The sequence below is a fragment of the Vibrio fortis genome (assembly GCF_000695685.1).
Classification (GTDB): domain Bacteria; phylum Pseudomonadota; class Gammaproteobacteria; order Enterobacterales; family Vibrionaceae; genus Vibrio; species Vibrio fortis_A.
Window position 1 is genome coordinate 1 of record NZ_JFFR01000028.1, and the last position, 23146, is coordinate 23146.

Annotated in this window: 14 protein-coding genes, 2 tRNA genes and 1 riboswitch; of the genes, 10 read left to right on the forward strand and 6 right to left on the reverse strand. The window is 44.9% G+C overall.

Going from position 1 to position 23146, the window contains the following annotated elements:
- Positions 1 to 153 precede the first annotated feature (153 nt).
- Positions 154 to 230, forward strand: a tRNA-Asp gene (locus VFDL14_RS03800).
- Between the two features lie 58 nt (positions 231 to 288).
- Positions 289 to 365: transfer RNA gene (locus tag VFDL14_RS03795), tRNA-Trp, on the forward strand.
- Between the two features lie 925 nt (positions 366 to 1290).
- Here the strand turns inward: VFDL14_RS03795 and VFDL14_RS03790 are convergent.
- Entirely contained in the window at positions 1291 to 2574 is a 1284-nt protein-coding gene (locus tag VFDL14_RS03790; protein WP_032552981.1) for a cation:proton antiporter, read from the reverse strand.
- Between the two features lie 169 nt (positions 2575 to 2743).
- Between VFDL14_RS03790 and metH the strand changes: the two genes are divergently transcribed.
- Complete coding sequence (gene metH, locus VFDL14_RS03785; protein ID WP_032552982.1) at positions 2744 to 6421, forward strand: methionine synthase; 3678 nt, start codon at positions 2744 to 2746, stop codon at positions 6419 to 6421.
- Between the two features lie 62 nt (positions 6422 to 6483).
- Here the strand turns inward: metH and lysC are convergent, their stop codons facing one another.
- Complete coding sequence (lysC, locus tag VFDL14_RS03780) at positions 6484 to 7857, reverse strand: lysine-sensitive aspartokinase 3 (protein WP_032552983.1); 1374 nt, start codon at positions 7855 to 7857, stop codon at positions 6484 to 6486.
- A 107-nt stretch (positions 7858 to 7964) separates the two neighbouring features.
- Positions 7965 to 8142, reverse strand: a riboswitch (Lysine riboswitch).
- Positions 8143 to 8318: 176 nt separating this feature from the next.
- Here lysC and VFDL14_RS03775 point away from each other — a divergent pair.
- Positions 8319 to 9458, forward strand: a complete 1140-nt coding sequence (locus VFDL14_RS03775; RefSeq protein ID WP_032552984.1) for a pyridoxal-phosphate-dependent aminotransferase family protein — start codon at positions 8319 to 8321, stop codon at positions 9456 to 9458.
- A 62-nt stretch (positions 9459 to 9520) separates the two neighbouring features.
- Here VFDL14_RS03775 and VFDL14_RS03770 read toward each other — a convergent pair whose 3' ends face one another.
- The 4 genes from VFDL14_RS03770 to VFDL14_RS03755 all read right to left on the reverse strand — a co-directional run bounded on the left by VFDL14_RS03770 (position 9521) and on the right by VFDL14_RS03755 (position 16032).
- Positions 9521 to 11296: a PglL family O-oligosaccharyltransferase gene (locus VFDL14_RS03770; RefSeq protein ID WP_032552985.1), complete on the reverse strand. Its 1776-nt coding sequence runs from the start codon at positions 11294 to 11296 to the stop codon at positions 9521 to 9523.
- Between the two features lie 95 nt (positions 11297 to 11391).
- Positions 11392 to 14223, reverse strand: a complete 2832-nt coding sequence (gene uvrA, locus VFDL14_RS03765; RefSeq protein ID WP_032552986.1) for an excinuclease ABC subunit UvrA — start codon at positions 14221 to 14223, stop codon at positions 11392 to 11394.
- A 139-nt stretch (positions 14224 to 14362) separates the two neighbouring features.
- Entirely contained in the window at positions 14363 to 15235 is an 873-nt protein-coding gene (gene galU / locus VFDL14_RS03760) for a UTP--glucose-1-phosphate uridylyltransferase GalU (protein ID WP_032552987.1), read from the reverse strand.
- A 149-nt stretch (positions 15236 to 15384) separates the two neighbouring features.
- Positions 15385 to 16032, reverse strand: coding sequence for a LuxR C-terminal-related transcriptional regulator (locus tag VFDL14_RS03755; protein ID WP_032552988.1), 648 nt, complete (start codon positions 16030 to 16032; stop codon positions 15385 to 15387).
- Positions 16033 to 16314: 282 nt separating this feature from the next.
- Between VFDL14_RS03755 and VFDL14_RS03750 the strand changes: the two genes are divergently transcribed.
- The 6 genes from VFDL14_RS03750 (at position 16315) to mshL (ending at position 23132) form a co-directional block, all read left to right on the forward strand.
- Positions 16315 to 16863 carry a single-stranded DNA-binding protein gene (locus VFDL14_RS03750; protein ID WP_032552989.1) on the forward strand — a complete coding sequence of 183 codons (549 nt, stop codon included), beginning with the start codon at positions 16315 to 16317 and terminating at the stop codon, positions 16861 to 16863.
- A 162-nt stretch (positions 16864 to 17025) separates the two neighbouring features.
- Complete coding sequence (csrD, locus tag VFDL14_RS03745) at positions 17026 to 19041, forward strand: RNase E specificity factor CsrD (protein ID WP_032552990.1); 2016 nt, start codon at positions 17026 to 17028, stop codon at positions 19039 to 19041.
- 2 nt (positions 19042 to 19043) lie between these two features.
- The gene (locus VFDL14_RS03740; RefSeq protein ID WP_032552991.1) at positions 19044 to 20477 is read left to right on the forward strand and encodes an MSHA biogenesis protein MshI; all 1434 of its coding nucleotides are present in this window, start codon (positions 19044 to 19046) and stop codon (positions 20475 to 20477) included.
- A gap of 2 nt (positions 20478 to 20479) precedes the next feature.
- Positions 20480 to 21127: a type 4a pilus biogenesis protein PilO gene (gene pilO / locus VFDL14_RS03735; RefSeq protein WP_032552992.1), complete on the forward strand. Its 648-nt coding sequence runs from the start codon at positions 20480 to 20482 to the stop codon at positions 21125 to 21127.
- Positions 21120 to 21455: a hypothetical protein gene (locus tag VFDL14_RS03730; RefSeq protein WP_032552993.1), complete on the forward strand. Its 336-nt coding sequence runs from the start codon at positions 21120 to 21122 to the stop codon at positions 21453 to 21455. The genes pilO and VFDL14_RS03730 overlap by 8 nt, the downstream gene beginning before the upstream one ends.
- Before the next feature lie 15 nt (positions 21456 to 21470).
- Positions 21471 to 23132: a pilus (MSHA type) biogenesis protein MshL gene (mshL, locus tag VFDL14_RS03725; RefSeq protein ID WP_032552994.1), complete on the forward strand. Its 1662-nt coding sequence runs from the start codon at positions 21471 to 21473 to the stop codon at positions 23130 to 23132.
- The last annotated feature ends 14 nt before the right edge of the window (positions 23133 to 23146 follow it).

Consider the following 23146-nt stretch of genomic DNA (forward strand, 5'->3'; position numbering starts at 1 on the left):
TGCCGAACTCAGAAGTGAAACGCAATAGCGCCGATGGTAGTGTGGGGCTTCCCCATGTGAGAGTAGGACATCGCCAGGCTTCAAATTTATTTTCACTTTTAAAAAGTGAAGACAAATAGCAGGAACCACGTCTAAAGACGTGTTTACCACTGCGGAGTGGTAGTTCAGTTGGTTAGAATACCGGCCTGTCACGCCGGGGGTCGCGGGTTCGAGTCCCGTCCACTCCGCCACTTATTCGAAAGCCTCGCCTAGTGCGAGGTTTTTTCGAATCTACAGTATTGAAATTTTAGGGGTGTAGCTCCAATTGGCAGAGCAGCGGATTCCAAATCCGCGTGTTGGGAGTTCGAATCTCTCCACCCCTGCCATATCCAAGGCTCTAGTCGAAAGACTAGAGCCTTTTTCGTACTTGTATTTTTGAATTGTTGTGCGAGACTCAAAATAGCGTGTGTTGGGAACTGGAGTGCCAGCCCAGTCGAATCTCTCCACCTCTGCCATATTCAAAGGCTCTGACTAACGTCAGAGCCTTTTTGCTTTCAGACACTACAACAATACCATTAACAGAATAGCTGATTCCTCGATCACCAAAACAGCGTGTATTGAGAGCAGCTGTGCCAACATAGTCGACCTCTGAATCACTAGCCTAGTTCACTTGCCATATACTAAAGTTGGAACAGTGTTGAAAGAGCTAAGTGCAATCGCTCGCTTATCCGATCGAGTCTTTGAAGTGTCGGCACAATAGAGCATTGCCATATTGAAGGCTCTAGTTGAAACGCTAACGTATTGGTACTTTCTAAAGCTTGTGTCGGGAATTAGAAATTCTCAACTCTGCTGTGTACTGAATCCTCGGTAGGTATACTAAGACTTTCCATCAGTTGTTTTTACGAAGTAGTGTAGAGATAACTAGATGACTTGGCTCACTAGTTCAAAGGAGCTATGAAGCAGTTAGCGTTCTTACCGACCAGTATCAGGATCTCTAATTGACGTCAGAGCTTTTTGTTGTTTAAGAAGTACTACTCAACTCTTAGCGACATGAATAAAACAAGTCTCAAATCCCTAACTTCTAGTCCTATTCCTTTCCAATCCGTAAACAAAAAGATGGTCTGGTGTTGTTGAACGTAGTTATTACTTAAGTTTTGGTCAGTTCTAATTCGTTAGTTGCCAAAAAGTGAGACTTTCGGTGGATGCTTCGATGTATTAATACTGAGTGGTAATGGTGACTAGCAGAAGAGATGTTTTGGAGGGAAACAATAGAGGCTACTTAGGAAGCAGCCTCTATATAGGGTAGGAGTGTTATTTGTTTAACTCTTTTTCTGCGAGCTTAGCTTTCTCTATCATTGGTGTAATCGTTGAGCCTTGAATCAAGATTGAGAAGACTACTACTGAATATGTCATAACTAGGATGATCTCTTTTACATCAATCAGTTTGTCTTCAATGACCCAGATACCTGATGGGATAGATAGAGCCATTGCGAGAGCTAGACCACCACGTAATCCGCCCCAAGTAAGAATCTTAACTGACCATGGGTTGTAGCTTCTAAAGCGCTTAAAGCCAATGTATGAAAGGAATACGCTGAGGTAGCGAGCACCTAGTACTAACGGTACAGAGAAAGCCATTAAGATCCAGTCTTCTTCGTGGAATTCAAAAAGTAGCATCGACATACCGATTAGTAGGAATAGCACGCCATTTAGGAACTCATCAACTAGCTCCCAGAAGTGGTCTAAGTGATCTTCACTCTCTTTTGAGAAACCGATAAAGCGAGTCCAGTTGCCGATCATAATACCTGATACCACCATAGCTAATGGACCTGATACATGGAGTACTTCTGCAAACGCGTATCCAGCCGTTGGGATGCCGATAGTCAGTAACAACTCCATTGAGTGGTCGTCGGTGTTACTAATTAGATAATGGAATAGAAGGCCTAATGCAAAGCCGTAAACAATCCCACCAATCGCTTCTTGGATAAATAGCATCGTTACACTACCTACCGTCGGAGCTTCAGTACCAAACGCGATAGTAAATAGAGTGACAAAGATAACCAGACCGAAGCCATCATTGAATAGTGATTCACCTTCAATTTGGGTCGAAATACGTTTTGGTGCATCGAGTTTTTTAACGATCGCGAGTACTGCTATTGGGTCAGTCGGTGAAATAAGAGAGCCAAACAGTAAGCAGTAGATAAGATCAAACTGAATGCCGATAACCTGGCAGAATCCGTAAAGCACAAATCCAATAAAGAAAGTAGAAAACAGAGTCGCGCCCAATGCGAGTACCGTGATTTCCCACTTCTGATCTTTGAGGTTGGGTAGCTTAATCCCTAACCCACCTGCGAATAGTAGGAAACCTAAAATCCCTTTGAGTAGAAAATCTTCGAAGTTGATACTTGCCACTGTGTCTGAAGCGATTTCAGACAACTGAAACCAATTGTTTTGACCAGCAATCAGGATAATCAGTGAAAGCATCATCGAACCAGCAGTAATGGCGATAGTAGTTTGCATCTTTCCTATCTTGCTGTTTACAAACGCTATCAACATTGCTGCTGCAGATAAAAAGCAAAGTGTGTAGTAGACCGACATTGGATTTCCGATATGTAACAAAATATGAACATGAATTTTCGTCCTCTATCGCTTAAATAGCAAACTGTTTTTTGTCATAGATTAGTTATCAAATTCTCCGTTTAGACGTCTAGACTCCTTTTTAATGTGTGATAGGATGGAGTGATAATTAAAGGAATGAGGCTGTACTGTGGGAAGTAATGTAAAGCAACAGATCGAAGCTCAATTAAAGCAACGAATTCTATTGATCGATGGTGGCATGGGCACCATGATCCAGAACTATAAACTGGAAGAGCAGGACTATAGAGGAGAGCGCTTTGCTGATTGGCATAGTGATCTTAAAGGCAACAACGACCTTTTGGTGCTTACTCAACCTCAGCTTATTAAGGACATACATTCAGCTTACTTAGAAGCTGGCGCAGACATCCTTGAAACCAATACCTTTAACGCTACTACCATTGCGATGGCTGACTATGATATGGAAAGCCTCAGCGAAGAGATTAACTTTGCTGCAGCCAAGCTAGCTCGTGAAGCCGCTGATGAGTGGACTGCGAAAACACCGGAAAAGCCTCGCTATGTCGCTGGTGTGCTTGGTCCAACTAACCGTACTTGTTCGATCTCCCCTGATGTAAATGACCCGGGCTATCGAAATGTTAGCTTTGACGAGTTAGTGGAAGCTTATTCCGAATCAACCCGAGCGCTGATCAAAGGTGGTTCTGACCTGATCCTGATTGAGACTATCTTCGATACTCTAAATGCCAAGGCTTGTGCATTTGCAGTCGACACGGTATTCGAAGAGCTAGGTATCACTCTGCCTGTCATGATCTCTGGTACTATTACAGATGCATCGGGCCGTACACTTTCAGGTCAAACAACGGAAGCTTTTTATAACTCTTTACGTCATGTGCGACCATTATCTTTTGGTTTGAACTGTGCACTAGGCCCAGATGAGTTACGTCCGTATGTGGATGAGCTTTCTCGTATTTCCGAAACATTTGTCTCTGTCCATCCGAATGCTGGTCTTCCTAATGCCTTCGGTGAGTATGACCTTTCACCTGAAGATATGGCGGAGCATGTTAAAGAGTGGGCAGAGAGCGGCTTCCTAAACTTGATTGGTGGCTGTTGTGGTACCACGCCAGAACATATTCGTCATATGGCTAATGTGGTCGACAATGTTAAGCCGCGTGCTTTACCTGAGTTAGCTGTCTCATGCCGCCTATCAGGATTAGAGCCTCTCACTATCGAAAAAGACACCTTGTTCGTCAATGTTGGCGAACGTACTAACGTTACCGGTTCAGCACGTTTCAAACGTCTTATCAAAGAAGAGTTGTACGACGAGGCTCTGGAAGTTGCTCGTCAACAAGTTGAGAATGGCGCGCAAATCATCGATATCAACATGGACGAAGGCATGCTAGACGCTGAGGCGTGCATGGTGCGTTTCTTAAATCTGTGTGCGTCTGAACCTGAAATCTCTAAAGTGCCTATTATGGTCGACTCCTCGAAATGGGAAGTCATTGAAGCCGGCCTTAAATGTATTCAAGGTAAGGGCATCGTTAACTCGATCTCCTTGAAAGAAGGCAAAGAGAAATTTGTTGAGCAAGCTAAGCTGATTCGCCGTTATGGTGCCGCGGTTATCGTGATGGCTTTTGATGAAGTCGGTCAAGCTGAAACCCGTCAGCGTAAGCTAGAGATTTGTACTAATGCATACAATATCTTGGTGGATGAAGTTGGCTTCCCACCGGAAGATATTATCTTCGACCCGAACATCTTTGCGGTTGCAACAGGTATTGAAGAACACAACAACTACGCTGTTGATTTCATTGACGCGGTAGCAGACATCAAACGTGACCTTCCATATGCGATGATTTCAGGCGGTGTATCTAACGTATCGTTCTCTTTCCGTGGTAACAACTACGTTCGAGAAGCGATTCACGCGGTATTCCTGTATCACTGTTTCAAGAACGGTATGGACATGGGTATCGTTAATGCTGGCCAGCTTGAAATTTACGATAACGTCCCAGATAAACTGCGTGAAGCGGTAGAAGATGTGGTTCTTAACCGTCGTGATGACTCGACTGAGAGACTACTGGATATCGCTGCGGAATACGCTAATAAAGGTGTCGGTAAAGAGGAAGATGCTTCCGCACTTGAGTGGCGTACTTGGGCGGTTGAGAAGCGCCTAGAGCATGCGCTTGTCAAAGGTATTACTGAGTTTATTGTTGAGGATACTGAGGAAGCTCGTGTTAATGCTAGTAAACCATTGGAAGTGATCGAAGGTCCACTAATGGACGGCATGAACGTGGTGGGCGATCTGTTTGGTGAAGGTAAGATGTTCCTTCCTCAAGTAGTAAAGTCTGCACGTGTAATGAAACAGGCTGTTGCGCACTTAGAGCCTTACATCAACGCATCTAAACAAGCAGGCTCTTCGAACGGTAAGATTTTGCTCGCTACAGTAAAAGGTGATGTTCACGACATCGGTAAGAACATTGTGGGCGTGGTACTGCAATGTAATAACTACGAGATTATTGACCTTGGAGTGATGGTTCCTTGTGAACAGATCCTAAAAGTCGCTAAAGAAGAGAATGTCGACATTATCGGCTTATCTGGCCTGATCACTCCATCATTGGATGAGATGGTGCATGTAGCCAAAGAGATGGAACGTTTGGATTTCGATTTACCACTGTTGATTGGTGGTGCGACAACTTCCAAGGCGCATACTGCCGTTAAGATTGAACAGAACTACAAGAACCCTGTGGTGTATGTAAACAACGCATCACGAGCGGTTGGGGTATGTACGTCTCTGTTATCTGATGAGCTTCGTCCTGCCTTTGTTGAGAAGTTAGATTTGGATTATGAGCGTGTACGCGATCAGCACAATCGCAAGAAACCTCGTACTAAGCCTGTGACTCTAGAGCAAGCTCGAGCGAATAAAGTCGCTATTGATTGGGAAAGCTATACGCCGCCAGCTCCAGCTAAGCCGGGTGTGCATGTTTATGATGACTTTGATGTTTCGACTTTGCGTCGTTACATTGACTGGACTCCGTTCTTCATGACTTGGTCGCTAGTGGGCAAATACCCTGCAATTCTTGAACATGAAGAAGTAGGCGAAGAGGCAAAACGTCTATTCAAAGACGCCAATGACCTACTTGATCGAGTTGAACGCGAGGGCTTACTTAAAGCTCGTGGTATGTGTGCGCTGTTCCCTGCGGCAAGTGTTGGCGACGATATTGAGGTTTACACTGATGAATCACGCACTGAGGTTGCTAAGGTTCTTCATAACCTACGTCAGCAAACAGAAAAACCCAAAGGCTTTAACTACTGTCTGTCTGATTACATTGCGCCAAAAGAGTCTGGTAAGAAGGATTGGATCGGCGCCTTTGCCGTAACAGGTGGTATTGGAGAACGTGAGCTTGCTGATGAATACAAAGCTGCGGGCGATGACTACAACGCCATCATGATTCAAGCGGTTGCTGACCGACTTGCTGAAGCATTTGCAGAGTATCTACATGAGCAAGTACGTAAAGATATCTGGGGCTACTCTGCCGATGAAAACCTATCGAATGATGAGTTGATTCGTGAGAAGTACCAAGGTATTCGTCCAGCTCCGGGTTATCCTGCATGTCCTGAGCATACTGAAAAAGGTTCATTGTGGGAGCTACTGAAAGTAGAAGAGATGATCGATATGTCTTTAACGAGCAGTTATGCGATGTGGCCAGGTGCATCAGTATCGGGTTGGTACTTCTCGCATCCTGATTCACGCTACTTTGCAATTGCTCAGATTCAGCAAGATCAAGTAGATAGCTACGCTGATCGCAAGGGTTGGGATGCGCTTGAAGCTGAGAAATGGTTAGGTCCAAACATTAACTAAGATCGACTAGAAAGAGAAAGGGTTGCCATTGAGCAACCCTTTTTTGTATCTAATTGATTATTTTACTCTTGCTCAAACAACTCTTGGTGTAGTTTTTGAATTGCTGAACGAGAAACTGATTCATGCACTAAGAAACAAAGGTTGTGTGGGCTTGCACCGTAGCAGATCATACGTAAGTTGAAGTCTTCAAGAGTGCTGAAGACCTGTTTTGCATAGCCTTTGCTCTCACTCATATTGTTACCAATAAGCGCAACAAGACATAGGTTGTGTTCAACTTCTACTGTACATAGCTCTTCAAGTTCTTTGCGTACAACTTCAGGCAACTCTGGGGCACCACCAGAAGTATCTGTTTGATCGAGTGTTAGAGAGACACTGATCTCTGAGGTCGTAATAAGATCGACAGAGATCTTATGCTTAGCGAGGATCTCAAATACTTTTGCCAAGAAGCCGTATGCATGAAACATGTTAGCACTGCGCAGTGTGACCATGGTTTGATTACAGCGCAGGGCTAGTGCTCTAAACAGTGGTGAGCTTTCCACCTGTTGACGAATCCAAGTACCGCCTTTTTCTGGCTCTTTAGATGACCCGACAAAAACAGGAATCTGATGGCGTAGCGCTGGCACTAATGTAGAAGGGTGTAAGATCTTAGCGCCAAAGTTTGCCATTTCAGATGCTTCGCTGAAGCTGATCTCTGGAATTGGTGAAGCTTTAGGGGCGATACGAGGGTCTGTGGTGTAGATTCCCGGAACATCAGTCCAAATCTCTAGACCAGCCGCCAATACTGATTCTGCAATCAATGCTGCTGAATAGTCGCTTCCGCCACGACCAAGTGTGGTTGTATTACCTTCATCGTCTGCACCAATAAATCCTTGGGTAACTACGACGTGTTCTTGGCACAAAGGAATCAGTTTTTCTTGAGCAAGCTGAGAGATCTGCTCCAGTTGAGGTTCTGCTTTGCCGTAAGCGTCATTGGTACGCAGGACGTCACGGATATCAAATCTGACTGCAGATACGCCACGCTCTCGAAGAATTTGCGCAAAAAGGTGAGTCGACATTAGCTCACCACATGCCACTAAATGGTCAGTTAACTTAGCACTTGATTGAAAAGATGCAGCTTCTGCAGCACTCGCAACATTGTCCAGAATCGTATGGATCTCTTTCTCGACACTCATTGGTTCTGCGAGTTGATCCAAAATCTCGTGATGGATATCTGTTAGTTGGTTCATTAACTCTTGGCGGCGGCCTTGGTCTTGTACGCCGTTAGCTAATTCAACTAATAGGTTGGTGACGCCTGAACACGCACTGCTGACAACAAGCTTGGTATTTGGGTTATTCTCAATAATGGCTGCACAGCGACTCATTGCTTCAAAGTTAGCAACGCTTGTCCCACCGAATTTGGCGACATTAAAAGAACCAGCTACATTAGATGCGCTCACGATAAATCTCCCGACTTCCTAAAATAAAAATTACTGTTGGTAATCCAACGTCCAATGTTTTGAAGAGAGGGTTTAGAGCAAAAAGAGAGGTGTGTATTTGAATTGTAAACCTCAGAAGCTCCTCATCATATTGGAATGATGACAGTTAATGGGATTCAGCCCGATTAACCGATAACAGAAACCCGACATGTTTCAGTTACCTCGGCACTGCTCCCCCTGAATGTTCTGTATTGGAAATGTGGTTCCACAAAACATCTACCTGGGCAGTGCTCCTCTTCTGCTTGATAGCTGTTTTATTGAACGTGTTTGCGGTAAGAATGTCAATCGGTAACTCAAGATAAAGTGAAAATAAATTTAACAATTCTGTGACACTGGTTTGACCTCGAGACTTTCGACTAATTGCTGAGGTAGTGGATTTGCTTTAGTGTGGAAGGTTCATGTCATAAACATAAGGGATAATTATGTCGAACCTGCACACAAACTCCACTGCTGAAAGCTTTTTTCCTCCTCATCGCACGCTAATGGGACCGGGGCCTTCTGATATTTCCCCACGAGTGTTACAGGCGCTGAGTCGTCCTACTATTGGCCATTTAGATCCTTTGTTTATCAATATGATGGATGAGGTGAAGCAGCTATTAAAGTATGCCTTTCAAACGGAAAATGAGTTTACGATTGCTGTTTCAGCGCCGGGTAGTGCAGGTATGGAAACTTGTTTCGTCAATCTGATTGAACCCGGCGAAAAAGTGATTGTGTGCCGTAATGGTGTATTTGGTGAGCGAATGCGTGAAAACGTAGTTCGCTGCGGTGGCGAAGCTATTCTGGTTGACGATGAGTGGGGGAAACCTGTTTCCGTCGATAAAGTTGAGCAGGCACTGTCCGAACACCCAGATGCAGTTGCTGTTGCGTTTGTTCATGCAGAAACATCAACGGGCGCCCTTACAGATGCGGAAGCGATTTCTCAGGTTGCTCGTCGTTCTAACGCACTAACAATCGTGGATGCTGTGACTTCATTGGGTGGTGTCCCGCTGCTGGTGGATGAATGGCAGTTAGACGCCGTTTACTCGGGTAGTCAAAAGTGTTTGTCTTGCGTTCCGGGTCTTTCGCCAGTGACTTTTTCTCAAAAAGCGGTAGAGAAGATGAAAGCGCGTCAATCGCCTGTGCAAAGCTGGTTCTTAGATCAGAGCTTAGTGCTTGGGTACTGGAGTGGTGAAGGAAAGCGTAGCTATCATCATACTGCGCCGGTAAATAGCCTGTACGCTTTGCATGAGTCGTTGGTGATTCTCCGCAATGAAGGGTTAGAGAACGCTTGGGAGCGTCATCAATCAGCGCACCGTGAGTTAAAGGCTGGGCTTGAATCTCTTGGTCTAAGTTTTGTGGTTGAAGAGGGAAGTCGACTACCGCAATTGAACGCGGTGTATTTCCCTGAAGGAATTGATGAAGCAGCTGTTCGAACGCGACTGCTTGAAGAATATAATCTAGAGATTGGCGCGGGTCTTGGCGCATTAGCCGGGAAAGCGTGGCGAATTGGCTTAATGGGCTATGGTGCTCGCAAAGAGAATGTTGCCTTGTGTTTGAAAGCTCTGGCTGATGTTTTGAAGTAAATACTTCGTATCATTGACTTGAAAGGCGAACGGGTTATCTCGTTCGCCTTTTTTATTAGGTGCTATTGAGCGCTGCTTTGCGCTGATGATGTCGATGATTTTACCTGTGATGGGCGCTGATACTGAACGGTCGAAAAATCTCGATTAGGGAACAGGAATTGCGCTTCGCTGCGAATCTGTTCGGCTTTGCTTTCGTCCCCTAAGCCTTGGTAAGCCAAGATCAGGTTGTTGTAAAACGCAGGACGTGGCTTTGACTTGATGATATTCAAAGACCAATCGATATACGGCTGAATCAGTTTCGGATCTTCTTGATAGAGTCCGATATTGAGATAAGTACTGTAGATATCCCAATCGTAGCGATCTTTCCAAACCACAGGGTTTGAAACCTCTTTCAGAATGTCCGGATTTTTAGGCTGTGATTTCTCAAACTTGGTCAGCACATAGTTGGTGTGCAAGGCGCTCAACATATAGAAGCTCACAAGAATTGGCACAACCAAGCTCGTTACTCTAAATAAGGTCTTACTTATAACGCTAAATCCTTTTTGGTAATGATAGGAAGTGCGTTGATCAACCCAGTAAAGAAGCACAATAAAGGTGATCCAGTGAATGGCCGAGTGGTAGAACGGGTACTCTAGCTGTGAGTGCAAAACGATCGGAATAAACAGAGCGAACAGAGCTAACTGTGTTCCCTTTGTTGCGGTCGTTATCCGGCCTGCGACCAAAGCCGCTGCAAGTAGAATACCGATGATCGGTACAATACCCCCTTCAACACCCCAAAACAATAACTCATTGTGCGGGTGGTCCATCGCAGGAAGTCCAGGGTGATAGTTGGTGTTGAGTTGATGTTGACGTGCTGTGTACAGCGTATATTCAGACTCAAACTTACCGTAGCCGTAACCAGAAAATGGCTTTTCCACCATCATGTCGAGGGCTTGCGGAAAAGTATAAGCTCGAGGGCTGTCTAAGTGTGTACGCTTGCTGGCTAGGCTATCGGCTGCTTGTAAGTTGATGATCGCAAAACCAGCAATCAGTCCGATCAATACAGAACCGCACCAGCCGTAAAAACGCTTCTTGGTCGAAAACTTGTAAAGGTATGGCAGGATAAGGACAAAGCTTAATACACTAGCCAGCCAACCTGTTCTGGATGCGATGATGATCAGCAGTGGTACTGTGATCGCAGGCATCAGATAGAGCAGAAACGACTCGCTCAGTTTAAGGTTGTATTTGGTCGGTTGTCTCGCCAGAAGATATGCAGAAAGCACAAAACCCGTTGCGAGAAAACTCGCCATCACATTCGGCTGCTGGAAAATACCATAAGGACGATTGGCCTTGGTGTTGTAACCAAACATATTGCCCGCTTCCAAGAAAAAGTACTGGAAGTAACCAAACAGAGCTTGAATCATAACGGCTAGTACGATGAACCACAGTAAGCGCTGCTTATGTTTATTACTGAACTTGAACTGCTGAAGAAGAACGAAAAAAGAGAAACCAGTCCACAGCCCAAGTAAGCGACCTGAAGCACCGGAAGGATCTGCGTTGCTGTATAGGACTGGCAGTGTAAGAATAATGCAGCTAATCAAAAGTCCAATAGTGAGCTTTGAGTACTTGATGACTCGGTTATTGGCCATTTGGTAAAAACCAATTGCTAAAGTAAAGCTCAAGGCCAGCCAAGTGGTAGGGTTGAAGGAGAGTGCTAAGCCTGAACCACCAGGGTTAGGCATAAAAAAGTGCATAGCGATGAGAAAGACAACGGCCAAAGAAACCAAAAAAGGCTTATTGAGCGGAAGTTGAGTCACTTGACCCTCAAGCTGTGTACCACTGGTGTGTATTGTCGCCATAGATCCTTAACCTCATAAAAACGGGGCTTGTCCAATTAGAACAAGCCCCGATACTTTAACACTTTTCGTCTTATTCGCTGAGCGCTATTGTAGACCTATTTCATAGTTAACATAGGCTTAAGAAAGCGAGCGGTGTGAGAGCCTTCGACCAACGCCACATCTTCAGGCGTGCCAGCAGCAATAATTTCACCACCGCCTTGGCCACCTTCTGGGCCTAAGTCGATGATCCAGTCTGCGGTTTTAATCACATCCAAGTTGTGTTCGATTACTACGACTGTGTTTCCGTGATCACGCAGACGGTGTAGAACGGTCAATAGCTGTTGGATATCGTGGAAGTGAAGACCTGTGGTTGGCTCATCTAGGATGTACAGAGTCTTACCTGTATCACGCTTAGATAGCTCACGAGCCAATTTAACACGCTGCGCTTCACCACCAGACAGCGTTGTCGCGGCTTGTCCAAGTCGAATATATGACAAGCCCACATCCATTAATGTTTGGAGCTTACGTGCGATCACTGGAACAGGGTTAAAGAATTCACGAGCATCTTCGACCGTCATCTCTAACACTTCATCGATGGTTTTGCCTTTATAGCGTACTTCCAGTGTCTCACGGTTATAGCGTTTCCCCTTACATACATCACAAGGAACGTATACATCTGGTAAGAAGTGCATTTCGACTTTAATTACACCATCACCCTGACAGGCTTCACAGCGTCCACCTCGAACGTTGAAGCTAAAGCGGCCCGGCTTGTAACCACGAGAACGTGCTTCTTGTGTACCCGAAAATAGTTCACGAATTGGCGTGAAGATGCCGGTATAAGTTGCCGGGTTAGAGCGCGGGGTACGTCCAATTGGGCTTTGGTCGATATCGATGACCTTATCGAAATGCTCTAAGCCTTTTATCTTCTTGTACGGTGCTGCCACTGCTGTTGTGGCACCGTTAAGCTGCGTGTGGGCGATCTTAAAGAAGGTATCGTTAATCAGAGTTGATTTGCCAGAACCTGACACACCCGTAATACAACTGAACAGGCCGACAGGAATTGTTGCTGTCACCTCTTTAAGGTTGTTGCCTGTCGCGCCAATCAGCTCTACGACTTTCTTCTTGTCGATTGGAGTACGCTCTTTTGGTACCGAAATTTCTTTTACGCCACTGAGGTATTGGCCAGTCAAAGAGTTTGGATTGTCGATGATCTCTTGCATGGTGCCTTCGGCTACGACGTTACCACCGTGTACGCCAGCTCCAGGGCCAATATCAATCACATGATCGGCGCAGCGAATCGCATCTTCATCATGCTCTACGACTAATACGGTGTTACCAAGATCGCGAAGGTGTACGAGAGTCTGTAGTAGTCGTTCGTTGTCACGCTGGTGGAGACCAATGGAAGGCTCATCCAGAACATACATAACGCCAACTAGACCTGCGCCAATTTGGCTTGCAAGTCGGATTCGTTGCGCTTCACCACCTGAAAGTGTCTCTGCGCTGCGCGATAGGTTGAGATAATTCAGGCCAACGTTGACCAGGAAGTGTAGGCGGTCGTTGATCTCTTTCATTACCTTTTCGGCAATTTGCGCGCGCTGACCGCTCAATTGCAGGTTTTGGAAGAATGCCAAGGCATCAGCAATACTCAGCTCAACAATCTGTGGCAAGGTGGTATCACCAATAAATACATTACGCGCTTCGAGTCTTAGACGGGTACCACCACAGCTAGAACAGGACTTGGTTGAGATGTATTTTGCAAGATCTTCACGAACTGAGTTCGACTCAGTATCACGGTAGCGTCTCTCTAACGTATTCAGAATACCTTCAAACGGGTGACGCTTAACTCGAATATCACCACGATCATTGATGTACTTGAACTCTACTTCTGTGCGACCCGAGCCTTTCAAGATGATGTCTTGAGTTTTCTTTGGTAAAGAGCTGAACGGGGCAAATAGATCAAACCCGTAGTGCTCTGCTAGTGAGGTAAGCATCTGGAAGTAGTAATAGTTCTTTTGATCCCAACCTTTAATAGCACCGTCTGCAATACTTAGGTTATCGTCAACAATAATGCGGCTTGGGTCGAAATATTGTTGTACACCTAGGCCATCACAGGTACCACAGGCACCAGCTGGATTGTTGAAAGAGAACAGTCGTGGTTCAAGCTCTTGCATGCTGTAACCACATTTAGGACAAGCGAAGTTAGCCGAGAATACAATCTCTTCTTGATCGTTATCGTCCATCCAATCGACAACGGCAATACCGCCAGATAGCTCTAGAGTGGTCTCAAAAGACTCAGCGAGTCGTTGTTGAAGATCAGGGCGAACTTTAAAGCGATCGACCACAACTTCAATCGTATGTTTCTTATGTAGTTCTAGTGCTGGTGGATCGGACAGATCACAAGTCTCACCGTCGATCCTTGCTCGAATGAAGCCTTGAGCCGCAAGGTTTTGCAGTGTCTTTACATGCTCACCCTTACGCTCTTTAACGATAGGCGCCAGCAGCATCATCTTCGAACCTTCAGGTAGTTCGAGCACTTTATCGACCATTTGACTGATGGTTTGTGCTGCAAGCGGGATATGATGATCTGGACAGCGAGGTTCTCCAACGCGAGCATACAAAAGTCTCAGGTAATCATAGACCTCTGTAATTGTCCCCACTGTTGAGCGCGGGTTATGAGATGTCGACTTTTGCTCGATAGAGATTGCCGGAGATAAGCCTTCAATGTGGTCAACATCGGGCTTTTCCATAAGGGATAAAAATTGACGAGCATAGGCAGATAGTGACTCAACGTAGCGGCGCTGACCTTCTGCATACAGGGTGTCGAAAGCCAGTGAAGACTTACCAGACCCAGATAAACCCGTAATCACAATTAATTTATCTCTTGGGATTGTTAGGTTTATATCTTTGAGGTTGTGCGTGCGAGCACCCCTTACTTCAATTTTATCCATTTCAGGCAACCATGTAATTTTCAGTGGCTAAAGTATTACATAGTGTGAGTTTTGTGCAAAGTTTTACTGGATAAAAAAACAGTACAAAAAAGGCAGCTCGATTGAGCTGCCTTTAAAACAGAGTAAAAACTGGAAGCGATTAAGCTTCTTTCTTGGTTGAGTGTTTATCTAGCTCAACTTTCTGTGCGTCTTTTTTGTATAGGTTTTCGTAGCAGAAATTCGTTGCTTCGATGTAACCTTCAACGCTACCACAATCGAAGCGTTTACCTTTGAATTTGTATGCGAGTACACAGCCTGCTTGAGCTTGTTTTAGCAGCGCATCGGTGATTTGAATCTCGCCGCCTTTGCCAGGTTCAGTATTCTCAATCAGTTCGAAGATATCTGGAGTCAGAATGTAGCGACCAATGATAGCTAGGTTGCTCGGAGCAGTACCTTGCTCTGGTTTCTCTACCATGTCATCAACACGGTAAAGGTCATCTTTAATCATCTCACCTGAAATCACACCGTATTTGTGTGTTTCGTCTGCTGGCACTTCTTGTACCGCAACAATTGAACAGCGGAATTGTTTGTAAAGAGCGACCATCTGCGCAAGTACACCTTGCTGCTCGTTTACACATAAGTCATCAGCCAGTACCACAGCAAACGGTTCGTCACCTACTAGCTCACGACCAGTTAAGATTGCGTGACCTAAGCCCTTCATTTCACGCTGACGAATATAGGTGAAGTTTGCCGCTTCAATGGTTTCACGAATGTTGTATAGCAGTTCTTCTTTATTAGTACCGCTGATTTGGTGTTCAAGTTCGTAGTTCTTGTCGAAGTGGTCCATGATTGAGTGCTTACCACGGCCTGTTACGATACACATGCCGTCCATACCCGCTTCAATTGCTTCTTCAACGCCGTATTCGATGAGTGGTTTGCTCACAACAGGCATCATCTCTTTTGGCATCGATTTAGTTGCAGGTAAGAAACGTGTACCGTAGCCAGCTGCCGGGAAAAGGCACTTTTTAATCATGGTAAAAACCCTATATCTTTAATAATTATCGACTCAGCTCTATGTGCTGAATATTTCTGAGGGCAACTCTAGCACAGGTAATGTCGAAAATTCAGCAACAATCCGTATGCTTTATTGGAGCTGTCCTCAAAAATATTGATATTGGCAAGTTATGAAATTAGGTTCTGGTTGGCCCACGCTATAGCTTGCACTCGATTCTTTACAGCCAGTTTACGAAAGATTTGATAAAGATGGGATTTGACTGTGAATTCACTGATAAATAGATCTTCTGCGATCTGGGTATTTGAAGCGCCAGTTTGTAGGCAGCGAATCACCTGTAACTCTCGGATAGTTAAATCGACCGTAACAGGGCAAGTGCTGATGTTGACGATATTGCGATAGTAGAACAGCAATTGGCTAGTGATCTTTCTTGGTAACCAATTCTCTCCATTAATGATCCTTGTGATGCCTTCAGCTATTTTCGGTTTGGTATCGCTGCAGTAGAACAACCCTTTTAAGTGCCCAAAGCGGATGATCTCTTGAGTCTGCAGTGGCTTTTCGACATTGAAAAGAATGATTTCAAAGTTCTTCCACAGTACAGCAAGATTGGGGAAAGCCTGAAACAGGTCAGGCAGTTGCTTGTAATCGACCAAGAGGATTCGATTGCTCTGCTTTTTGTTGATGCACATTATCTCTCCTGGAGGCATTCTATACATTGGAATAGAAAGTAAATTTTCTATCTCATTGATGTACAGATGACTCTGTTCTAGGTCTAAGCATAAAAAGTGTAATGTGCGAGTATACCTCGATACTTTCATGTGAAAGCTCCTTCTAATGTTTATTGGGAAGCGTTCACACTGTCATGATGCTAATTTCATCACTAGTCGCTTTGTTATGACTTGCGTTGAATATCAATTCACCACGTAAATGAGTGGTTTGTAAGTGGCGAAAAAAACAACACTCGTCTGAATATCATGATTTGTTACGTTTTTATTCTTTCGATTCAATAGAGAATCGGATTGCGATTTATCACTGTTAAAAAGCGTGTTATTCTTATGCGCTAAAATTTTTCAAGACTATGAGTTTAGACGGAGCAAATCATGGCTAGCCGTGGAGTTAACAAAGTTATATTAGTGGGTAACCTAGGTAATGACCCTGAAATTCGTTACATGCCAAATGGCGGTGCAGTAGCGAACATTACCATTGCAACGTCAGAATCATGGCGTGATAAAGCAACTGGCGAACAGCGCGAGAAAACAGAATGGCACCGTGTTGCTCTGTTTGGCAAGCTGGCTGAAGTTGCAGGTGAATACCTACGTAAAGGTTCTCAAGTTTACATTGAAGGCCAACTGCAAACGCGTAAATGGCAAGATCAAAGCGGTCAAGATCGCTACACAACGGAAGTTGTTGTTCAAGGCTTTAACGGCGTAATGCAAATGCTAGGCGGTCGTGCTCAAGGTGGCGCACCAGCTCAAGGCGGTATGGGTGGCCAACAGCAGCAAGGTGGTTGGGGTCAACCTCAGCAACCACAACAGCAGCAGTACAGTGCACCTGCTCAGCAGCAAGCACCTCAACAACAAGCTCCACAGCAGGCTCAACCTCAATACAATGAGCCACCAATGGATTTTGATGACGACATCCCGTTCTAAACTCTGTTTTGCGTAAATCAGAAAACAAAGTATTAAAATGGAAAAGCCGCGTTTGTCGCGGCTTTTTGCTACCCAAAAGTCTTAACGCTTTATTTACAACCACAAATTATAGTATAACGAAGCAGTACGGTATAATGTGAGTTGAAAAGGATTTCGTTATTCATGAGATATACCCCGACCCTTAAGTTGAGCACCCGTTTGGTGGCATTCGTTACTGTTATTGTTATCAGTGCGATGTTTATTCTATTCATCGGGGGCACACTCTCTTTCAAGCGTATTGGGCAAGAGTATCTCGATCACTATTTGGTCGGGATTGTTGATGTCGTGGATAAAGAAATGGAAGATCCAGATGCCGCTTATTCTATGCAGCGTTGGATGCCTAAAATGTTGCAAGCCAGCAATATCGTCGAGATGAAACTCTCTAACTCCACCGGTATTGTTTATCGTTTCAAAGATACTTCCCCACAGATCGACCCGAATCGTCTCTATGAACGCACCTTTATATTAGAGCGAAATACTGGCTATCAAATCGAATTTAAGGCTTTGCCTCCCTATATTGGCTATAACTATTCAATGGAAGCGATGTGGTCGATCACCTTAGCGGTGGCTCTGATCATTTTCTGCTTAGCAAGAGGCGTACAGTGGCTTAAAGAGCAATTAATAGGCTCTGAAATGCTCGAGGAGCGTGGACGAATGATTCTTGCGGGGCAGGTAGAATCTCATGCCAAGGGAGATGAGCGTGAGTGGCCATATACCGCCAGTGAAGCCCTTGATGTCTTGATTGAAGAACTGCAAGACGCCCGCCAAGAGCGTAGCCGTTTTGACACCTTTATTCGCACACACACGTTCTTAGATAAGCTCACTGGCACGGCTAATCGGGTACTTTTCGATAACAAACTGGAATCGGCTCTGCATGAGAGCGGTGCGCGTGGTGGCGTGCTACTTATCCGTATCGAAGAGTGGGAACAAGTTAGAGATAGTAACGACAAGCAGGTAACTGATGCTTTTATCGTTGAAGTCGGTGAAGTATTGTCCAATATTGTCCAACGTTACCCTGATGTTATCTTCTCTCGATACTACGATGCGGACTTTGCCGTGTTTATCCCTCATCAAGGTAGTAAAGATATTGCGACACTGGCTGCCCAATGTTTGAGACAACTTGATAAATTGTCACCACCAGAGCCGTTAGATGTGGATAATTGGTGCCACATTGGTGTGACCATGTATGCCGAGGGTGAGCGTCATAGCCAAATTATGGATGAAGCGGAGACGGCGCTGAAAAGTGCTCAGTTAGAGCGAAGTAATAACTGGAGTCGTTACCCTAAACTGAATAAGAATGAGTTGGATCGTGGCAGTGTTCGTTGGCGAACATTATTGGATAAGGCATTGCAGCCGGAAAACTTAGTAATCTTTGCGCAGCAGTGTTATCTTACGTCCAATAAAGGGCAACCTCATGAATTACATAGAGAAATATTCGCAAGGATTCAAGATCCAGAGAAAGGCTTGCTCAAATCTTCTCGATTTATGCCAGCGGTAGAGCAGATCGGGTATCAAGCACAAATGGATCAATCAGTTTTACGAGTTTTATTGAAGTCGGTAAAAGAATCCTCGAAACTGATGAATTACTCTATTAATCTAAATGTCACTCCTTTTGCGAACAAGCAGCACTTTAAGTGGTTTAGAAGTGAGTTATTACAGCTTTCAACTCAGCAACGAGCGCATTTAGGGTTTGAATTTTCAGAAGGTCATGTGATCGCTCACTTAGATTACATGAGGCCCGTCGCCAAAATGCTGAAAGGACTCGGATGCAAAGTGACAGTCGGTCAAGCGGGTCGAACGATTGTTAGCACTCACTATATTAAAGATTTGAAAGTCGATTTTATTAAGCTACACAGAAGCTTGGTTAAGAAGATCGATCAAAGGCATGAAAATCAACTGTTTGTACGCAGTTTGATTGGAGCTTGTGGAGACTCTCCAACGCAAGTAATTGCGGTTGGTGTAGAAACGAATTCAGAGAAAAATGCTCTGCTTGAGTTGGGAATCCACGGCTATCAAGGACGATTGTTTGATGAAGAGAGGCAAATTATTCCGGTACCTCAACCGAATAAGCCTAAAGTAAAAACAGAGTCGGTAGTTAAAGTTGGCCGAAGAAATCGATGGCGTAAGAGTAGTAGTTAACCATGAAGTTAAAAGCGATTTTAAATAAGATAAAGCCAGCCCAAAACGGTACCCAAGCTCAGGTGGTTTTATTAAGCAGCGACGCTGTTTATGTTTCAGCAGCGGACAAGAGTGTTATTGCTACGCCAATCATGAATGGTGATTGGGAGAGTGCGCTGAAAAAGTCACTGGCAAGTGATGCTTTCAATAGCGCTAGCTTGCAGTTGATCGTGAGCTCTAACTACTACCAGACCTATCAAATTGATAAGCCGGAAATCCCTGAGAGTGAATGGCCGGTTGCATTACCTTTCCTACTCAAAGATCTTGTGTCAGAACGTGTCACTGAGATCACAGCCAGCGCAGTTGCTTTACCAACGTCGAACAAACTTCAAGTTTATGTTCTTGCGAAAAAGCTTCTTGATAAACTACTTAGTGTGGTAAGCCAAGCTCAAGTAACACTCAACGGTGTGTCGCCTGAAGATGAGCTGTGGGGTTACAGCGCGGGCGAATTATCGAACTTCATTTTGTTGCAACGCAGCAAAAATGCTCACTTCAAACTGGGTGCTTTTGTCGATCATACCGTGTGCTTTCAGCGCTCCATTCGTAGCGTAGTACCGCCGTTAACTGGAGTCGCTTCGAGTGCTCTTCAGATGGATGGCCTAGCGCTTGAACTGCAACGTTCAATTGATTATCTATCTTCACAGATTAAAGGTGTTCAGTTAAGACAGCTAAAAATATGTTGTGATGAAGAGGACGAAGCGGAGTTAAAAGAGGCGCTATCTAATACCCTAAGTTCTAGCGTGTCTTTGATCAGTGAGAATGGGCGTGAAAGTTCCGAATCACTGCTTGTGGAGCTCGCTCAAACGCACTCTGAATTCAAAGTTAATCTCTATCCTGAGCATTTAAAACCGAAAAAAGAGTACTTTACTCTCACCAACGTCGCAGCATCTTGGGCTTTAGTTTCTGCTGTTATGCTCGCGGCTTATGGTTTTATGCACTATCAAACGATTCATATTGATGATGAACTGATTGTTCTTCAGCAAAAATCTAATCAATTAAATAGTCAGGTGAAGCAGCTTAATGCTGAATTAGCTCAGCATAAGCCTTCTCCAGAGAAAGTGGCCGCCGTTGAGCGTCTCAAACGTGAGATTCAAGCTAAAAAAGACGCCTTACTGGCAGTAGGCCAATACGACGAAAGCCAGCAAATCGGGTATTCTGGCGTCATGAACGCTCTGGCTAAGTTGGGGCGCAATGATATCTCGCTTTCTCGCATTTATATGACTCATGATTCTCTCGATCTTTCAGGGTTCGCTCGCTCTGCCGAGGTGATTCCTAATTGGGTTGGGCAGTTCAAAAATGAGCTTAATCTCGTGGGGCGCGCGTTTGAAAAACTGAAGATTGGTCGTAATGACCAAGATGTTGTGACGTTTGAATTAAGCACCCGTAGGGAGAAGTAGTAATGCAAAGGTGGGAGCAGTATAGCGATAAATTCCTAGCGCTAAGCTCAAGAGAGAAATGGCTGGTTTTGCTGTGTGGTTTCGTCGGCCTGTTTATGCTCCTATTCAGTGTATTGGTCGAACCTGCATACAATGATTTACAAGCTAAGCGTGCAAAGAGCATGAGTTTGACCCAGTCAAATCAAAGGCTCGAAGGTGAGTTGTTAGTGCTACAAGCCAAGCTCAATAGAAACCCCGATAAAGAGATCGATATTGAGTTCAAATCGCTGATGGCTCAGAGCCAAGAGCTTTCGATGGATCTGGCTCAGATGATTGATAGCTTGATCTCGCCGTCACAAATGACAGAGTTGTTAGAGAGTGTTTTGAGTTCAGGCAAAGGTTTGAAACTTGCATCGTTGGAGTCATTAAAGCCCGAACCTATTTCAGACAAAAAAGGCACCAGTGAATACTCGGGGTACTACGTACATCCGGTTCGCATGGAACTGACGGGCTCGTATTTCGATATCTCTGCTTATCTGCAAGCACTGGAATCTCTTCCTGTTCGTTATTACTGGCGAACTTTTCAATACAAGGTAGAAGAGTATCCACAAGCTCGTTTGGTATTCGAGGTTTACACATTAGGGACAAGACAGGAGTTCATTGGTGGTTAGAGTTCTTTTACTGTCTCTGCTGTTTTGCAGCTCATCGGTACTGGCCGAACAAGACCCAACTGCGCCACTGGGGTGGTTGGTTCCTAAAGAGCAGAAAGCAGCACCCGTTAAAAAAGCCCCAACTCGTTATCGCTTACCTTCATTGCAGAGCATAGTTTGTAAGGGTGAAAGCCCATGCTATGCCATCTTAAATGGTCAGGTTGTCTCGCAAGGCGAGGTGATTCGTGGGTATAAGGTAAAAAAAATAGATTCAGAATACGTCACTCTTCAGAGAAGTACTCAGCAGTGGAAGTTAGAGCTGTTCTCTTTGGATATTAAGAAGAATTAAGGTTTGAGTGAAGACATGCGTAAACTTGTAGTAGCAATTCTAGTTTCATCTTTAGTTGGTTGTTCCATGGGCCACCGTGATCCTGTGGAGATCAAAGAGTCTTTAAATGAATCCATTAATGAAGCTAATAGCCGTGCACTGAGCGAGCTGCCTTCATCGGTTCAAGACGACCTTATGCCGCAGTTTGACGATGATCCAATGTCGCCTAGTATGGAAACGGTTAAGCGTTTTCGTATTCAAGCCAATCGTGTTGATGCTCGAGCTTTCTTCGCGAGCCTAGTAAAAGGCACTGAATTTAGTGCTGCGATTCACCCAAGTGTTACGGGTAATATTACTGTCAATCTCACTGATGTAACCTTGGATGAAGTGCTGTCTGTCGTACAAGATCTTTACGGCTATGATATCGAGAAGCGCGGTAAGGTTATCCAAATCTTCCCTGCTGGCCTGCGTACAGTGACTATCCCTGTTGATTACTTGCAGCTTAAGCGAGCAGGTCGCTCATTGACGACGATTACAACGGGTACCATCACCAACTCAGACTCGAATTCATCGAGCTCTTCTAGTTCAAACTCTAGCTCAAACAGCTCTTCTACGTCTTCAAACTCTTCGTCATCGACAGGAGGTACTGAGATTGAAACGACTTCAGAGAGTGATTTCTGGCCTCAATTAGAAGCGGCGGTGACCCACTTAATCGGCAGCGGTAATGGCCAAAGTGTTGTCGTGACACCTCAAGCAAGTGTGATTACGGTGCGAGCTTACCCTGATGAGATTCGCGAAGTGCGTCAGTTCTTGGGGATTTCTCAGGAGCGCTTGCAACGCCAAGTTATCTTGGAAGCTAAGATCCTTGAAGTCACCCTAAGTGACGGTTACCAACAAGGTATCAACTGGACCAAGATGTTCTCATCAAATGGCACGAACTACACCATTGGTAGTGGCAACATTGTTAAAGACACAGCGGGTGCTATCACTCCTGTGACGCTACCGGGGCTTGATCCTGTTGGTGCACTGTTAGGTGGTCAATCAAATATTGTTGTCTCTGGTGGTAGCTTTGAAGCGGTGTTGAGCTTTATGGGTACTCAAGGTGATCTGAATGTACTTTCTAGCCCTCGAGTGACGGCATCCAATAACCAAAAAGCAGTGATCAAAGTCGGTACTGATGAGTACTACGTGACGGATCTTTCGAGCGCTGTAGGCAGCGGCGATAATGCCAACGTTGCGCCAGAAGTCGAGCTAACACCATTCTTCTCAGGCATTTCTCTCGATGTTACGCCTCAGATTGATGACAAAGGCAACGTGTTCCTTCACGTTCACCCTGCCGTTATTGATGTGAGTGAGGAGACTAAATCTCTAAATCTTGGTTCTACGACGGGCACAGTAGAGCTGCCATTAGCAAGAAGCTCTATCCGTGAGTCAGATTCGGTGATTCGTGCGCGCAACGGTGATGTTGTTGTTATCGGCGGTTTGATGAAATCTAATGTGAGTGATGTAACCTCTAAGGTTCCATTCTTTGGTGATATCCCTGCACTTGGTCATCTATTCCGCAATACCAGCCAGCTGACGCAAAAGACCGAGCTAGTTATCTTGCTGAAACCGACGATTGTTGGTGTGAATACTTGGCAGAGTGAGCTTGAGCGTTCGCGTGATCTGCTGCAGCAATGGTTCCCTGATGAAGAGTAATCTGCAGTTTTGCG

What these genes read in the sequence shown, in the direction of transcription:
- csrD (WP_032552990.1), top strand. Translation starts at nt 17,026, where the DNA reads ATGAGATATACCCCGACCCTTAAGTTGAGCACCCGTTTGGTGGCATTC.
- VFDL14_RS03790 (WP_032552981.1), bottom strand. Translation starts at nt 2,574, where the DNA reads ATGTCGGTCTACTACACACTTTGCTTTTTATCTGCAGCAGCAATGTTG.
- VFDL14_RS03740 (WP_032552991.1), top strand. Translation starts at nt 19,044, where the DNA reads ATGAAGTTAAAAGCGATTTTAAATAAGATAAAGCCAGCCCAAAACGGT.
- VFDL14_RS03775 (WP_032552984.1), top strand. Translation starts at nt 8,319, where the DNA reads ATGTCGAACCTGCACACAAACTCCACTGCTGAAAGCTTTTTTCCTCCT.
- galU (WP_032552987.1), bottom strand. Translation starts at nt 15,235, where the DNA reads ATGATTAAAAAGTGCCTTTTCCCGGCAGCTGGCTACGGTACACGTTTC.
- VFDL14_RS03755 (WP_032552988.1), bottom strand. Translation starts at nt 16,032, where the DNA reads ATGAAAGTATCGAGGTATACTCGCACATTACACTTTTTATGCTTAGAC.
- pilO (WP_032552992.1), top strand. Translation starts at nt 20,480, where the DNA reads ATGCAAAGGTGGGAGCAGTATAGCGATAAATTCCTAGCGCTAAGCTCA.
- VFDL14_RS03770 (WP_032552985.1), bottom strand. Translation starts at nt 11,296, where the DNA reads ATGGCGACAATACACACCAGTGGTACACAGCTTGAGGGTCAAGTGACT.
- mshL (WP_032552994.1), top strand. Translation starts at nt 21,471, where the DNA reads ATGCGTAAACTTGTAGTAGCAATTCTAGTTTCATCTTTAGTTGGTTGT.
- VFDL14_RS03750 (WP_032552989.1), top strand. Translation starts at nt 16,315, where the DNA reads ATGGCTAGCCGTGGAGTTAACAAAGTTATATTAGTGGGTAACCTAGGT.
- uvrA (WP_032552986.1), bottom strand. Translation starts at nt 14,223, where the DNA reads ATGGATAAAATTGAAGTAAGGGGTGCTCGCACGCACAACCTCAAAGAT.